Origin of the sequence: Cryobacterium lactosi (assembly GCF_004403945.1) — a bacterium.
GTDB lineage: Bacteria > Actinomycetota > Actinomycetes > Actinomycetales > Microbacteriaceae > Cryobacterium > Cryobacterium lactosi.
This window is the reverse complement of sequence record NZ_SOHM01000031.1, coordinates 171,178-185,740: the sequence shown is the minus strand read 5'-3', so window position 1 is coordinate 185,740 and position 14,563 is coordinate 171,178. Positions and strand designations below refer to the sequence as shown.

Below are 14,563 nucleotides of genomic sequence, written 5' to 3'. Positions count from 1 at the left end.
GAAACGTCATTGATTCAAGGAAAACAGGGGCAGCGAGCGCAGGGATCACCGGCTGACGCGGTGGATGGCCTCGTCGAGTATTCGGCCGAACGCGGCTGGATCGTGAGCGAACCGACCGAGGAACAGCCCGTCCACGGCCACCAGCCGTGGCAGGAGACCCACCGTGGCGCTTCCGCCGTAGATGATCTGCGGGCCCCCGGCCGCAGAGAGCGGGCGAAGTGACTCGCGCAGTCGACCGACGACGTCGTTCACATAGGCGGGCTCGGCCGGCTCGGCGGCGCCGATCGCCCAGACGGGTTCGTAGGCGACCATCACGCTGTCCAGGTGCACACCCCGGCCGAGCGCGTTGGTGATCTGCTCGTAGCAGAACTGTGCCGTGGCGGTGGGGGTGTCACGCACGGTCTCCCCCACACAGAGCAACGGCGTGAGCCCGGCCAAGACGGCCGCCGCCGTCTTGGCTGCGACGACCGCATCCGTCTCACCGAAGAGCCGACGGCGTTCGGCGTGGCCGATCTCGACAAGCTCCACACCCATTTCCGCGAGCAGGGCGGGGCTGACTTCACCGGTGAGGGCGCCTGCCGCCGTGCTGCAGTTTTGGGCGCCGAGCACCACCCCGCTGCCGGCCAGAATACGGTGCGCGCTCTCGAGCACGGGGAACGAGGGGGCGACGAAGACCGTCAGTGCGGCCGGCAGCGGCGCGCGAGCCGCCACGACGGCGCGCACTGCCGTGAGCCAGTCCAGGCTGGCCTGGTAGCCCAGGTACATTTTGGTGCTGACTCCGATAACGCAGTGCTGTTGCCCCGTCGTGGCAGGGGTTGATGCTGGCATGGTCGGTGCTGGCAAGGTCGAGGCCTCCGGGTGACCGGGGTCTAGTGCAGCGGGGCCGGGCCGAGGTCGTCGATGAGCTTCTGCATGGCCACATAGGCCTTGTTGCGGTAGGCGATGAGGTCCGCCGTGCGCTCCGCGGGAACGTCGAGGAAGCCGCCGCCCGACTTGGTGCCGAGCTTTCCCGCATCCACCAGATCGGTGAGGATCTTCGGTGTCGCGAACCGCTCAGGGAACCCGGTCTGCAGCGATGCGTAGCAGAAGTTGTAAACGTCGAGTCCGGCCATGTCGGCGATGGCGAAGGGGCCGAAGATCGGCAGGCGGAACCCGAAGGTGGTGCGCACCAGGGTGTCGATGTCGTCGGGCGTGGCAACGCCTTCTTCGACCAATTGAGTGGCTTCGTGGAAGAGCGCGTACTGCAGGCGGTTGAGCACGAATCCGGTGACGTCTTTCACCACGGCGGTCTGCTTGCCCGTGGAATGCACGATCTCGCGGGCCCGGTCGACGACGTCCGCGGCGGTGCCGGTGTGCGGGATGACCTCGACGCCGGGGATGAACGGAGACGGGTTGGAGAAGTGCACACCGAGGAAACGCTCGGGGTGGATCACCGCTGACGCCATGTCGCCGATCGAAATGGTGGAGGTGTTGGAGCCGATGATGGCCTCGGGGCGCGCGGCGGCGCTGATACGGGCGAGGATGTCGTGCTTGATCGCGAGCACCTCTGGCACGGCCTCCTCGATGAAGTCGGCGCCGGCGACGGCGTCTTCCACAGTCGCGGCCACGTGCAGGTTGGCCTCGAGGAGGGCGGTGGAACCCTCGGCGAAGAGGCCGGCCGCGACGAAATCCCGCGATTCGGCGATGAGACGCTGGTAGTTCTTCTCGGTCACCTCGAGCGAGATGTCGGCGAGGTAGACCTGGTTGCCGGCGAGGGCCAGAACCTGGGCGATGCCGCCGCCCATGTAGCCGGATCCGACGATTGCGATGGTGTGTGTCATGGGTTTAGCTCTCTTTCACTTCGTAGGATGCGATCGCGGCGACCTTGTCGGCCGAGGCGGAACTTTCGTCGAACCGGTAACCGAGCCACTCGGTGACCAGTTTCTTGGCCAGTTCGAGGCCGATGACCCGCTGGCCGAGCGTGAGGACCTGGGCGTTGTTGCTCAGCACGGATCGCTCGATGGAGTAGCTGTCGTGGGCGGTGACGGCGCGGATGCCCGGAACCTTGTTGGCCGAGATGGCCACGCCCAGCCCGGTGCCGCAAATCAGCAATGCCCGGTCGAACTCCCCCGCAGCGACCCTGCGCGCCGCGGTGACGGCGATGTGCGGGTAGGCGGTGGTGTCCTTCTCTCCCACGCCCACATCGGTGACGGTCTCGACGCGGTCGTCCGCTTCGAGCAGCTGTTTCAAGGCGGTCTTGAATTGGACACCGGCTTCATCGTTGCCGATGACAATGCGCCACTTGGTGCTCATGCGCTCACGTCCTCTGCTGTCGGTGCTTCTGTGTCGGTTGTGCTGGTGTCCGGGGTCGCGAGAGCGGCGTGCGCACGGGCCACGCCGGCGGCGATCAGCCCGAACGAGACGGCTCCGGGGTCGGGATGTCCGATGCTGCGCTCGGCGAGCGGACGGGCCCGCCCGCGCCGTGGGCTCAGCGCGGCCGTGTCGGCGGCCGCCGTCTCCGCTGCCGCGGCCGCTGCCGTGAGGGCGTCGACGATGGATGCGCCGGCACGGCTTTCGGCCGTGAACGCCGCGACGTAGGGAAGCAACGCGTCCACCATCGTCTTGTCGCCGAGTTCGGCCTTGCCCAGCTCGATGATCGCGGAACTGAACGATTCGACCGCGTCGACGGCGTCGGCGGTGGCGTAACCCTCCCGGTCACCGAGCGAGCGACCCGTGGCGCATAGTGCCGCTCCCCAGAGCGCACCAGAGGTGCCGCCGGCCTTCTCGGCCCAGGCCTCGCCGGCCTGGCCGAGCACCCGATCGACACCGGCGCCTGCCTGAACGGCCACGGTCGCGGCCTGCGCAGCGGCGTCGACGCCTCGACGCATGCCGATACCGTGGTCGCCGTCGCCGGCGATTGCATCCAGGTGGCCCCAGTCCTGCTCGTGCTCGAGCACGACCGCCTGGGCGGCCCGCAGCAGGGTGAGGGCGCCGGCGCCGAGCCTGGTGGCGGCATCCGTGGCCGGTGGCGTCGCCGTTTCTTCGTCAGGCGCGGAGTGCTCGAAGGTGCGCTGTGCCCGGGCGGTGGTGTTGCCTCGGCGGAACGCGGGAGTGTCGGCCGGCGCCGTCCAGAGCTCGAGCAGTTCGTCATCGACCCAGAACAGGGTGAGCGAGAGGCCCGACATGTTCAGGCTGGTGACCAGCTCCCCGCATTCGGGTTCGACGACCTCGAGACCGGCGTTCTGCAACAGGGTCTCGATCTTGCCGAAGAGCAGGAAGAGTTCGTCGTACTTGACCGTGCCGAGACCGTTGACGATGGGCACGACCCGGTTTCCGGCACCGGCAGGTCTCTCGGCGAGGAGCCGGCTGACGAGGAGTCCGGCCAGCTCGCTGGCGCTGGGCAGGTCGTGGTCGGAGATCCCCGGCTCACCGTGGATGCCCAGCCCCAGCGACATCCGGCCGGCGGGAACGCTGAAGAGGGGTTCGTCGGCCCCCGGCAGGGTGCAGCCGTCGAAGGCCACCCCGAGGGAACGGGTGCGTAGGTTGGCCGCGCGGGCCAGCCGTTCGATGTCGGCGAGATCGTGCCCGGCCTCCGCTGCAGCGCCGGCGATTTTGAAGACCGTCAGGTCACCCGCGATTCCGCGCCGTTTGTCGAGGTCGGCCACGGGGGCGCTGGCGATGTCATCGGTGACGACAACCGTGCGGGTGGGGATACCCTCCGCGTTCAGGCGGTCTTGGGCCTGACCGAAGTGCAGCACGTCCCCGGCGTAGTTGCCGTAGCTCAGCAGCACTCCGCCTCCGGCGTTGGCCGCCTTGGCGACCCGGTAGATCTGGGCGGCCGCCGGCGAGGCGAACATGTTGCCGCAGGCCGAACCGGCGGCCAGACCCTGGCCGACCAGGCCGGCGAAGGCGGGATAGTGTCCCGAACCACCGCCGATGACGACAGCGACTTGCCCGGGGGTCATTTCGGTGGCCCGCACAACGCCACCGTCCACGCGGGCGACATAGCGCCGATGGGCTGCGACGAATCCGGTCAAGGCGTCGTCGGCGAATGCGGCGGGATCGTCAAATATCCGTGTCATTATTCTCCGTTGAACAGGTTGGGCGCCGGCGGCCGCGTTCGAGCGTAAGCGGCGCCGAAGGCGCAGTGAGGTAGAGCGGGGCCGTTGTCATTAGGCGCGCCGGATGTGCCCGGCCTAGGCGGAAGCGACGTTCGGCGTCTGCCGTCCCTGGGCCACGAGCGGGGTGCCGAGAACGTAGTTCTCGGTCTTCGGCAGGATCTTCTCTCGCAGGTAGGCCTGGTTGGTGGCCGAGACGCTGAGGCCGTCGCCGCCATAGTGCTCCGTGCAGATGATGCCCTGGAAGCCGAAGGAGAGTGCCGTGCGGAAGGCTTCCCGGTAGCTGATCACGCCGCTCTCCAGCGGTGCCGGCACGGCGGTGAACTGGTTGCGGGCCAGGTTCTCGTCTCGGCTGTAGTTCTTCACGTGCCAGTAGTTGGCGTAGGGAACCGTTTTCGCGATCATCTCCTGCACGGCTTCGATCGGACGGTGCAGACGCACCAGGTTGCCGATGTCGGGGTTCAACCCCACGTTGGTCAACCCGATGTCCTGCACCAGCTGTGCGGCGGAGTCTCCGGTGCCGAGGTAGGTGTCTTCGTAGAGTTCCAGCGACATCAGCAGCCCCAGCTCGGCGGCGTGGCGGCCGAGTTCCTGCAGGCGCGTGACGGCTTTGCCCCAGACCTCGGCGTCGCCGACGGGATCCTGGTGGCCTTCGACGGTCCAGAACCACAGCTGCCTCTTCTGCTCCGGGGTCAGTGCCTGGTGCAGGCCGAACGAGACGACTTCGCAGCCGAGGTGGGCGGCCGCCTCGAGGGTGCGATGGCTGTAGGCGAGGTTGTCTTGCCAGCCGGCCTCGTCGATGACGCTGCGACGGATGGCGGAGATCGACGGCGCGCCCACGCCCACGCTTCTGGCGGTGGCCCCCAGTTCATCCAGCCGATCGCTGGAAAGATCCCCGGGGCGAATCCAGGTGTCGAAGAGGTCGACGTTGGCGAAGCCGGCCTCCTTCACCTCGGTGAAGACCTCCGCCCAGACGCCTGCATCGGCGTCCTGCGTCGAGGTGCCGTGGGCATCGGTTCCGGGAAACTGCAGCAGTGCTGCAGTGATGGGCCAGGTTTGGGCTGTGTAGCGCATACATCACTCCGTTGTGTAGATCGTATTTCCTATACGATCTACGATCAAAGAGCGCTTGTCAAGCCGACGGCGGCGGCTCAGGCCTACTCGACTCCCCCGCTGTCGCGCACGGACCGCTCGCGAACACCCACCAAATGCTCCACCATTGCCACTCGCGCCCGCTCCGGATCACGGTCGAGGAAGGCCTGCAGAATGGCGGTGTGCTCGCGGATCGCGCTGTCGGCATCCGTCACACCCTTGCCGGCAAAGAACCTGAACCGCTGGATCTGGCCCCCGAGGGTCTTGAAGGCGGCCAGCACGAAAGGGTTGTCGGCGTTCTCGGCAATGATGCGGTGAAAATCCTCATCTGCCTGCCAGTAGTCACGGAACTCCGCAAAGGTGGCGCCGGTGTGCGACGCCCCGAGACGGTCAATGGTTTCCTGCAACGCGTCGCAGAGTTGGGTCGTAGCGCGTTTGCACGCCCACTCGGCGTTCGTCGGTTCGATCACGATGCGGGCGTCAACCAGCTGGGCCAGCTCCTTCGGAGTCGACAGCGGGGCGACGGTGTACCCCTTGAGTGCGATACGCCGCACCATTCCGGTGTGCTCCAACCGGGCCAGGGCCTCGCGCACCGGCGTCTGTGAAACGTTGAGCTCGCGCGCCAGGCCGTCGATGCTGATCGTCGCGGAGGGCTCCCGGCGCCCATCGATCAGAGAGGAGAGGATTTCTTCATACACGTAGTCGGCCAGGACTTTACGTTGCAGCACGCGCCCCGGAGCGGGATGTTGATCGGTCATTTGCGAATTCTGTCACGTGTGCCCCTCCTCTATCGACCGAGGCATTGCGACCACGGGCCACCTGGTCCGCCTCACCCGGCCCGGCACCGGTCGCGGAGGCCGCCCCGACCGGTCCCGGCGACGGTGATCGGTCGGCCGACGATGAGTCGAGCGGTATCAGCCTTTGAATGCCCCGTCCATGATCCCCGAGACCATGCGACGTCCAACGAAGAAGAACACGATCAGAAGCGGCAGGGTCGCCAGGAACGATCCGCCCATGGCCAGTGCCACATCGATCGTGCGGTTGGCCTGGAGTTGCTTCAGCGCGATCTGCACGGTGAACAACTCCGGTGATTTCAGCACGATGAACGGCCACATGAAGTCGTTCCAGACTCCCGTGAAGGTGATCAGGCCGAGCACGAACGCGGCCGGGCGCACCACTGGGAAGGCAATCCCCCAGAACATCTGCCAGGAATTGGCGCCGTCGAGCACGGCAGCCTGGATGAGCTCGTCACTGACCGTGGTCGACATGTGTTGCCGCATCCAGAAGATTCCGAATGCGCTCGCCAGCCCCGGCACGATGATGGCCTGCAGCGTGTCGACCCAGCCGAGTTGGGAAATGATCAAGTACTGCGGGATCACGCTGAGCTGAGCCGGAACCGTCATGGTCATGATGACGATGAGGAACAACAGATTCCGGCCGGGGAAGTGCAGCTTCGCGAAGGCGAAGCCTGCCATCGCGCACATGATCGCGGACACCACCGCGACCGTGAGCGAGACGAACACGCTGTTCATCAGGGCGGCGAAGAACGGGACGGTGTCGAACACCTTGGCGGCGACTTCGAAGAATTGCGTGCCCGGATACAGCCGTGGCGGGATCGAGGTCACGGCCGTGGCACCGGCGGACGCGATGACGAACATGTAGTACAGCGGGAACACCGATATGACGACAGCGATGCCGAGGAACACGTACGCGGACCGGCTGACCCTGCCGCCGGAGCCTCGCCGCTTCGGCACCCGGGCCGGCTTCACCTCTGGTGCGACCGGCACCTGCGGGATGGCCTGATCGATCACTTCTGACATCAGTTGGCCTTTCTCGTACGTGTGGACAGGTAGAAATTGAGCAGCGACACGAGAACGACGATCACGAACAGAACGACACCGATCGCCGAGCCGTAGCCGAACTGGAACTGGCCGAAGCCCTGCTCATAGAGGAAGAGCGCCAGCGTCTGACATTGTCGACCCGCGCCGCAGGTGAGGCCAGACTCTGGCGACACGAGCAGCGGTTCAGTGAAGATCTGCAGCCCGCCGATGGTGGACATGATGACCGTGAAGACGATGACGGGGCGCAGTGCCGGGATCGTCAGATGCCGGAATTGCTGCCAGCTCGACGCGCCGTCGACGGAGGCTGCCTCGAACATCTCGCGGGGCAGCGACTGCAACCCCGCCAGATAGAGCAGGGTGTTGTAGCCGAACCAGCGCCACATGACCATCGCCGAGATGAGTATCCAGGACCCGTAGTTGGTGGCCAGGAAGTTCACCGACGGGAGCCCGACCAACCCGAGAACCCAGTTGACAAAGCCGAAGTTCTTGTCGAAGATCTGCGCGAAGACTATCGCGGTCGCCGCAACCGAGGTGATGTAGGGCACCAGAAGTGCCATCCGGAAGAAGTTCGCCCAGCGCAGGCGCGCGTGGTTGAGCAGGTGCGCGAGAAAGAGCGCCAAGAGCAACTGCGGGATCGTCGAGATCAGGAAGATCCCGAATGTGTTGAGCAGCGCATTCCAGAACCGTCCGTCGTCGAACAAACGCTCGAAGTTCCCGAAGCCGATGAAAGTCTGTTCCCCGATGGGATTCCAGTCGAACAGCGAGACATAGAAAGTGAAGAGAAGGGGAAAGAGTCCGAAGATGAGGAAGATGATGAAGAAGGGGGCGATGTAGGCGTAGGGGGCGATCCGCTCGGCGACCGAGTTGCGGATTCGGATGGTTTTCTGCACTGGAGCTTTGCGCTTCATGCGCGAGAGTGTGGCTGTCGCCGATGACACAGGGATACCTCCGTCGAAAGGGCGGCCCGGCGCGATTCACGCGCCGGGCCACTCGGGTTGGTGGGACGATCAGCCGCCGATGGCCTGCTTGGCCGTTGTGAGGGCGGTCTTCCACGCTTCGCCCGCGGTGACGTTGCCGGACTCCACCTCGACGAGAGTGTTGAGGAGGGCACCATTGATCGGGGTGGTGTCAGGGCCGTTGTAGAACGACGGGAACTGCTGAACGGAGGTCGCCATGACCTCGCCGATCTTCGAGTCTCCGAAGAAGGGGTCGGTGTAGTCGAGGACCGCCTGGCTTGCCACGGCCGATGTCGCGGCCGGGAAGGTACCGGACTGCGCGAAGTGCTCCTCCTGGCCCTCGGCCGACAACATCGTCTTGATGTACTGCCACGCCGCCTCGGGGTGCTCGGCGCGCGCCGGGATGGCGATGACGCTCCCGCCCCAGTTGCCGCCGACACCCGGCACGCTGGCGATGCGCCAGTCGCCCGCGGTGTCGGGAGCATCGGTCTTGATTCCCGAGAGGATCCAGGACGGGGCCACGGTCACCGCGAAGGCCCCGTTCGCCCGCCCAGGAGCCCAGCCAGACGACCACGCCGCGATGCCCGCGCTGATGCCCGCGTCGTAGGTATCCACAGCGACGTCGAAGGCATCCTTCACCTGTGGGTTCGTGTCGTAGACGAGCTCCCCCTCTGGCGAGTAGTACTTCTCACTGACCTGATTGACGGTCGAGAAAAAGACGCTGGTCTCGATGTTGTCCACGAACGGCATGCCGGTGGCAGCCGTGTACTTCTCGCCCATCGCGATGAAAGAGGGCCAGTCTTTCCACATGGCGGCGACCTCGTCGGGCTCTGTCGGCAGGCCCGCCTCAGCGAAGAGGTCAGCGCGGTACGCAAAGCCCAATCCTCCGACGTCGGTCGGGATACCGATAACGGAACCATCCTCTGCGGTGGCTGCACTGGCCGCCCAGTCGAGGTAGTCGTCGGCGATGTCGTCGCCGCCCAGTGTGCGCAGGTCCAGGAAGTTGGAACTGCTCTCGACGAACTTCGGCAGATCGTCGTTCTGGATCATGATGAGGTCGGGCACCTTGCCGCCTGCCAATGCGGCCGTGAGCGCGGTAGCGGTCTCGGTCGTGCTGCCGACCTCGGTCAGCTTGATCTTTGCGTCAGGCATCTTTTCGAGGTAATCCGCGACGTTGTCTTTCGCATTGATCCCGGTGAAGGACCAGAAGGAGACCTCCGCGTTCGGGTCATCCGATGTTCCGCCCCCGCCGCCGGACGAACATCCGGCCAGGGCGACGGTGAGCGCTGCTGCTGTGGCGACTATCGCCGTCAAGCTCTTTTTCACGACAATTCCTCTTCGTTGGGGACTTGCATGGGACCTCGGAGTGTCACACTCCGGCCTAGAGAACGATCTCTGGGCATAAACGTAGCTTGCGGTTTGATGCGGTGCAAGAGCGGATTAACAATCGTCGCCGCCAACGCCAGATATCGATCTCTCCCATATGTCCCTGAAAAGTTTCGCAAATATCCCGTTATCCATCCCCCGGTTCAGAGAATCGTGGGAGCCTAGAGATCGAAGTCTTAATGCACCCGGACCAGCCGATCGCCATCCCAATCCTCAGGGAGATTCACAATGACACGACCCACTTTGGTGGATGTTGCCCGGCTTGCGAGTGTGTCCCGCGCCACGGCAGCGCGAGTACTAGCGGGCGAGACGAAGGTGGACAGCAGAATGACGGCGGCGGTTCTGCAGGCCGCCACGCAGCTGGGCTACGAAGCAAACAGCGCGGCTCGGGTGCTACGCGGCGGACGGGCGGGTGCGATCGCGCTCATCGTCGCCTTCAACGAGCTGGACAGCCTGACGGGAACCTTCTTCACCTCAGTGCTCAAGGGCGCCGCGAAGGGCCTCTACGCCGACGAGATCCAGCCCGTGCTGCTGCCGGCCGACAACGACGACGGAAATCGCATCCCCAAGTTCCTGCGATCGGGCGCGGTGGACGGTGCGATCATCATCCTGCAGCACGAGATCACGCACCTCGCGCAGGCGCTTGCCGACTCCCCCGTGCCGATCGCCTGGGTCGGCCGGCCGCGCGTGGAACTCGCCCCCGATGCCATCGTCGTCGACTCGGACAACTATGGCGGCGGCCGGCTTGCGGCGCGCGCGCTGGTCGAAGCCGGGCGCCGCCGGCTCGGCATCATCGCCGGTCCGCAGGACATGGAGCCCGCTCGTGACCGGGTCAGGGGGTGGCGAGACGAGCTCACCGAGCTCGGTCTCGACCAGAGCCCGATTGTGCACGGTGAGTTCACCCTGGTCAGCGGTTCTGCGGCTATGGCCCGCCTGCTCCAACGGCATCCGGACCTCGATGGCGTCTTCGCCTCCTCTGACCTCATGGCCAGCGGGGCGATCCGAGTCCTCCAGGCCGCAGGTCGACAGGTTCCGACCGACGTTGCCGTGATCGGCTTCGATGACGTCGTCATCGCGGGAACCATGAATCCGACGCTCACGACAGTGCGCCAACCGCTGGAGGACATGGGAAGGGTTGCCGCGGAGACTCTCCTCGCGGTTCTGAAGGGACGCGCAGTCGACCGCCGACCCATCCTGACAACCACCCTCGTCCAACGAGAGTCGGCATGACCGCGAAGACCCCGCCACCTCCGCATCGGCTGATCGTCAGCACGGATGCGGCGAACGAGGCCGACGACCAGTTCGCGATCGCCCAGGCCCTCCTCAGCCCCACTCTCGACATCCGTGGTCTGGTGGCCGCCCACTTCGGTCGGGCCGGCAGCATGGCTGACTCTCGGCTCGAGCTCGAGAGGGTCGTGGCCCTCGCCGGTTCTGCCGTGCGCATTCTCGACGGGTCACCCGATGCGTTGGCCGGCGAGTCCACGCCGTCGCCGTCGCCGGGCTCGTCGCTGATCGTGGCGGAAGCCCTGCGCGATGCCGGGAGGCTGTGGGTCGCCGTCCTCGGCCCCCTCACCGATGTCGCCTCCGCGCTTCTTGAGGCTCCCCAGATCGCGTCCCGCGATGTCGTCGTCGTCTGGGTCGGCGGCCCTCCCTACGAAGAGATCGCGGCATACCATCCCGAGTTCAACCTCATCAACGACGTCGCCGCGGCGAACGTCGTGATGGAATCCGGCATCGCAGTGTGGCAGATCCCCATGCCGGTCTACTCCATGGTCGGCGTCGGCCATGCCGAACTGCGCACGCGATTGGGCGGAACCAGCCCACTCGGCGATTACCTAGTTGATCAGCTCATCGTCTTCAACACCACCATCGAGTACGGCCCACTGGATTTTCGGTCTCTCGGCGACAGCCCCGCGATCGGCGCCGTCATCAATCCGGCCGGCGCCCGGTGGCGAGCACGCCAGGCCCCGCGGTTCTCGGCGGCCGGCGATCTCGAACCGGGTCGGGTGGATCGCAAGATCCGGGTCTGTGACGGCGTCGACACCCGCTGGCTGATCGAGGACATGTTCGCCAAACTGCGCGAGTTCGGGGCGTGAATTACCTCAGGGCGCCGGTCGCCGACTGACCGGATCCGCCAGGGACGGGGGCGACCGATCGGCGCCGGATCAGGCGGGTCTCCAGCTCGATCCTCGACGCCGTCCGTTCCGACGACGGCAGGGTCGTCGCAGGGGAAGCTTGCTGCAGCATCCTGAACGCAGCAGCACCCATCTCGGCGATGGGCTGTTGGACCGTCGTCATCGGCGGGGTCGCCCAGGCGGACTCCTGGACGTCGTCGAAGCCGACGACGCTGAGGTCATCCGGAATGCGCAGGCCCGCGTCACCGGCCGCATCGTAGACGCCCAGAGCCATCATGTCCGAGCAGGCGAAGACCGCCGTCGGCCGCTGGGCCTCTTCGGCCAGCATGACGCGGGCCGCCGCCCGCGCGCCCTCCCTATCCCAATCGCAGTACACCAGATGTCCCGGAGGCACATCCAGACCGGCGGAGCGGAGGGCCGTCGTGAAGCCGTCGATTCTGGCGCCGTTGTACAGATGCGACCGGGTGCCGGCCACGATCCCGAGTCGCGTGTGGCCGAGGCCGAGCAGGTGCTCAGCGGCTATTCGCCCGCCGTCCCAATTGGTGGCACCGACACTGGCCACGTCGGCCGGCGGACGACTGCTGGGATCGACCACCACCACGGGCACCCCGGCGGTGGTCAGCAGGTGCAGCTGCGGCGCCGAGGCCTCAACGAGAACCAGGATGACCCCGAGAGACGGGCGCCGCAGCAGACGGCCCACCCAACCGCCATCCGGTCGTGCCCGCGTCAGAACCAGGTCGATTCCCGCCCTCTCGGCCTCGTCCTCGATCCCCCCGAGTACCGGGCCGATCCAGCTCCCACCGATGTGCCCCACCACGACATCCACAATGCGGGCACCGCGTGGATCCTCGGCGACCGGACCGAGCCGGGGGCGACGGCGGTAGCCCAGCTCGTGAGCGGCCTGCATCACCCTCGCCCGCGTGGCTTCCGAGACGTCGGTACCCCCGTTGAGCACCTTGGAAACAGTCGGGACGCTTGTTCCGGCGCGCTCGGCGATCCGGGCCATCGTGGGCTTCGCTGACGCGTCGGTGGGGACCATGTGGCCATCCTAGCGCCATCGACTTGCGCAACTTATGGGCCAATGCAATCACTAGTCAGTCTTGATTTACCGAGTTTGGCCGATATAGGCTGGCTGGGAATTCTTTTGTGATAGTAAAACTTGCGCAACTTCCGTCGATGTGAACATCGATACGAATGCCAGATCCGCTCAGCACACCAAGGACAATGATGACCAAAATGCCCCCAGCTGCCCCCGCAAAAAAAGCGCTCGTCGTCAGAGGAGGGTGGGATGGGCACCAGCCGGTCGAAGCGACCGAGCTGTTCATCCCGTTCCTTACGGAGAACGGCTTCGAGGTGCGTGTCGAGGGGTCCACCGCCGTCTACGCCGACGCGGACTATCTGCGAACTGTCGACCTGATCGTCCAAGCGAACACCATGACCTCCATCGAGGGGCCTGAATTCCTGGGCCTGCGCGCCGCCGTTGAGAACGGCACCGGCCTCGCCGGGTGGCACGGGGGTATCGCCGACTCCTACCGGAACAACTCCGACTACCTGCAGCTCATCGGTGGCCAATTCGCCGCGCACCCGGGCAGACATCCGGACGAGCGTTCTGGCGAGCAGTCGGACAATTATGTCCCTCACGTCATCCAGATGACCGCAGCCGCGGCGGAGCACCCCATCACGCAGGGCATCACAGATTTCGAACTGGTCACCGAGCAGTACTGGGTGCTGCACGACGACTACAACGATGTGCTCGCCACCACCACTCAGGCGGTCCGCCCCTGGGATCCCTGGACCCGCCCCGTCACGTCCCCGGCGATCTGGACTCGTCAGTGGGGAGCAGGACGCATTTTTGTTTCGACCCCGGGCCACCGCGTCGAGATTCTCCAGGACACCAACGTGAAGACCATCATCGAAAGGGGACTGCTGTGGGCATCCCGCTGAACGTCGGAATCGTCGGAGTCGGCAAGATCAGCGAGCAGTACCTCGCGAACTTCCCGACATTTCCTGGGCTGCGCCTCGTCGCGGTGGCTGACCTCAATCAGGAGCGCGCCCGGCAGGTCGCCGAGGAGTACGGCGTCCGAGTCCTCACCGTCGACGAGTTACTCACCGACCCCGAGGTCGACGCGGTGCTCAACCTGACCATCCCCGCAGCCCACGTCGACATCAGCACCCGGGCCCTGCGCGCCGGCAAACACGTCTTCACGGAGAAGCCGCTCGGTCTCACGCCCGCAGAGGCTCGACCCATGGTCGAGCTCGCCGAAGAGCTCGGCCTCCGCTTGGGCAGCGCGCCGGACACGGTTCTCGGCACCGGCATCCAGACGGCCAGGCAGACACTCGATTCGGGCCTGATCGGCGAACCGATCGCCGCGCAGGTTCAGTGGACCGCTCCCGGCCACGAGCGTTGGCATCCCGCGCCAGAGTTCTACTACCAGCCCGGTGGCGGCCCGCTGCTGGACATGGGCCCCTATTACCTCAGCGCGCTTGTGCACTTCTTCGGATCCGTCACCCGGGTGACCGGCATCGCCACCCGCTCCTCCCGTGTGCGCACAATCGGGTCAGGCCCCCGAGCCGGCACACCAGTGCCGGTGTCGGTGGATACCCATGTCAGCGCCTTGCTCGAACACGCCAACGGTGTCACGTCCACGGTCACCGTGAGCTTCGAGGTGTGGAAGAGCCGCGCGTCCAAGTTCGAGGTGTACGGCACGGAGGGCACCATCACCGTGCCTGACCCGAACATGTTCTCGGATGTGGTCGAGGCCGCCGTTCGCGATCAGGATTGGAAGCGCATCCCCGACTCCGCCGGCTACATCGACACCGGCCGCGGAGTCGGCCTCGCCGACCTGGCCGAGGCGATCACCGAGAACCGCCCACACCGCGCATCCGGCCGCCTCGCGCTGCACGTTCTCGAGATCATGGACGCCATCCTGCGCTCCAGCCAGGAGAAGGCCGTCATCACGATCGATAGCGTCGCGGATCGGCCCGAGATCGTGCCGTTGCGGACCACAACCGAGGCCAGTCCGACGGGTACAACCGCTGGAAGCCGGGCCTGACGT

The 14,563-nt window shown here is 66.0% G+C and carries 14 protein-coding genes; 4 read left to right on the top strand and 10 right to left on the bottom strand.

Going from position 1 to position 14,563, the window contains the following annotated elements:
• Positions 1-45: 45 nt before the first annotated feature.
• The 9 genes from E3T61_RS14560 to E3T61_RS14520 all read right to left on the bottom strand — a co-directional run bounded on the left by E3T61_RS14560 (position 46) and on the right by E3T61_RS14520 (position 9,312).
• Positions 46-828: a triose-phosphate isomerase gene (locus tag E3T61_RS14560; RefSeq protein ID WP_134641558.1), complete on the bottom strand. Its 783-nt coding sequence runs from the start codon at positions 826-828 to the stop codon at positions 46-48.
• A 41-nt stretch (positions 829-869) separates the two neighbouring features.
• The gene (locus tag E3T61_RS14555; RefSeq protein WP_134641557.1) at positions 870-1,820 is read right to left on the bottom strand and encodes a 3-hydroxyacyl-CoA dehydrogenase family protein; all 951 of its coding nucleotides are present in this window, start codon (positions 1,818-1,820) and stop codon (positions 870-872) included.
• A gap of 4 nt (positions 1,821-1,824) precedes the next feature.
• The gene (locus E3T61_RS14550; RefSeq protein WP_134641556.1) at positions 1,825-2,292 is read right to left on the bottom strand and encodes a ribose-5-phosphate isomerase; all 468 of its coding nucleotides are present in this window, start codon (positions 2,290-2,292) and stop codon (positions 1,825-1,827) included.
• Entirely contained in the window at positions 2,289-4,061 is a 1,773-nt protein-coding gene (locus tag E3T61_RS14545) for a dihydroxyacetone kinase family protein (RefSeq protein WP_134641555.1), read from the bottom strand. Before E3T61_RS14545 ends, E3T61_RS14550 begins: the two co-directional genes overlap by 4 nt.
• A gap of 114 nt (positions 4,062-4,175) precedes the next feature.
• Positions 4,176-5,171, bottom strand: coding sequence for a sugar phosphate isomerase/epimerase family protein (locus tag E3T61_RS14540; protein ID WP_134641554.1), 996 nt, complete (start codon positions 5,169-5,171; stop codon positions 4,176-4,178).
• Positions 5,172-5,254: 83 nt separating this feature from the next.
• On the bottom strand, positions 5,255-5,947 hold the full coding sequence (locus E3T61_RS14535; protein ID WP_134641553.1) for a GntR family transcriptional regulator: 693 nt from the start codon (positions 5,945-5,947) through the stop codon (positions 5,255-5,257).
• A gap of 156 nt (positions 5,948-6,103) precedes the next feature.
• Entirely contained in the window at positions 6,104-7,009 is a 906-nt protein-coding gene (locus E3T61_RS14530) for a carbohydrate ABC transporter permease (RefSeq protein ID WP_134641552.1), read from the bottom strand.
• Positions 7,009-7,938, bottom strand: a complete 930-nt coding sequence (locus E3T61_RS14525) for a carbohydrate ABC transporter permease (protein ID WP_134641551.1) — start codon at positions 7,936-7,938, stop codon at positions 7,009-7,011. Before E3T61_RS14525 ends, E3T61_RS14530 begins: the two co-directional genes overlap by 1 nt.
• A 99-nt stretch (positions 7,939-8,037) precedes the next feature.
• The gene (locus tag E3T61_RS14520) at positions 8,038-9,312 is read right to left on the bottom strand and encodes an extracellular solute-binding protein (RefSeq protein ID WP_134641550.1); all 1,275 of its coding nucleotides are present in this window, start codon (positions 9,310-9,312) and stop codon (positions 8,038-8,040) included.
• A 288-nt stretch (positions 9,313-9,600) separates the two neighbouring features.
• On the opposite strand from E3T61_RS14520, the gene E3T61_RS14515 reads away from it, so the two are divergent.
• Together E3T61_RS14515 and E3T61_RS14510 are read left to right on the top strand one after the other, a co-directional pair.
• Entirely contained in the window at positions 9,601-10,602 is a 1,002-nt protein-coding gene (locus tag E3T61_RS14515; protein WP_134641549.1) for a LacI family DNA-binding transcriptional regulator, read from the top strand.
• On the top strand, positions 10,599-11,468 hold the full coding sequence (locus E3T61_RS14510; RefSeq protein WP_134641548.1) for a nucleoside hydrolase: 870 nt from the start codon (positions 10,599-10,601) through the stop codon (positions 11,466-11,468). Before E3T61_RS14515 ends, E3T61_RS14510 begins: the two co-directional genes overlap by 4 nt.
• 1 nt (position 11,469) lies before the next feature.
• On the opposite strand, the gene E3T61_RS14505 is transcribed toward E3T61_RS14510, so the two are convergent.
• Positions 11,470-12,546: a LacI family DNA-binding transcriptional regulator gene (locus E3T61_RS14505; RefSeq protein WP_198418700.1), complete on the bottom strand. Its 1,077-nt coding sequence runs from the start codon at positions 12,544-12,546 to the stop codon at positions 11,470-11,472.
• Positions 12,547-12,734: 188 nt separating this feature from the next.
• Between E3T61_RS14505 and E3T61_RS14500 the strand changes: the two genes are divergently transcribed.
• Both E3T61_RS14500 and E3T61_RS14495 read left to right on the top strand, forming a co-directional pair.
• On the top strand, positions 12,735-13,451 hold the full coding sequence (locus E3T61_RS14500; protein ID WP_241992586.1) for a ThuA domain-containing protein: 717 nt from the start codon (positions 12,735-12,737) through the stop codon (positions 13,449-13,451).
• Positions 13,436-14,560, top strand: a complete 1,125-nt coding sequence (locus tag E3T61_RS14495; protein ID WP_134641546.1) for a Gfo/Idh/MocA family protein — start codon at positions 13,436-13,438, stop codon at positions 14,558-14,560. The genes E3T61_RS14500 and E3T61_RS14495 overlap by 16 nt, the downstream gene beginning before the upstream one ends.
• Positions 14,561-14,563: the final 3 nt, after the last annotated feature.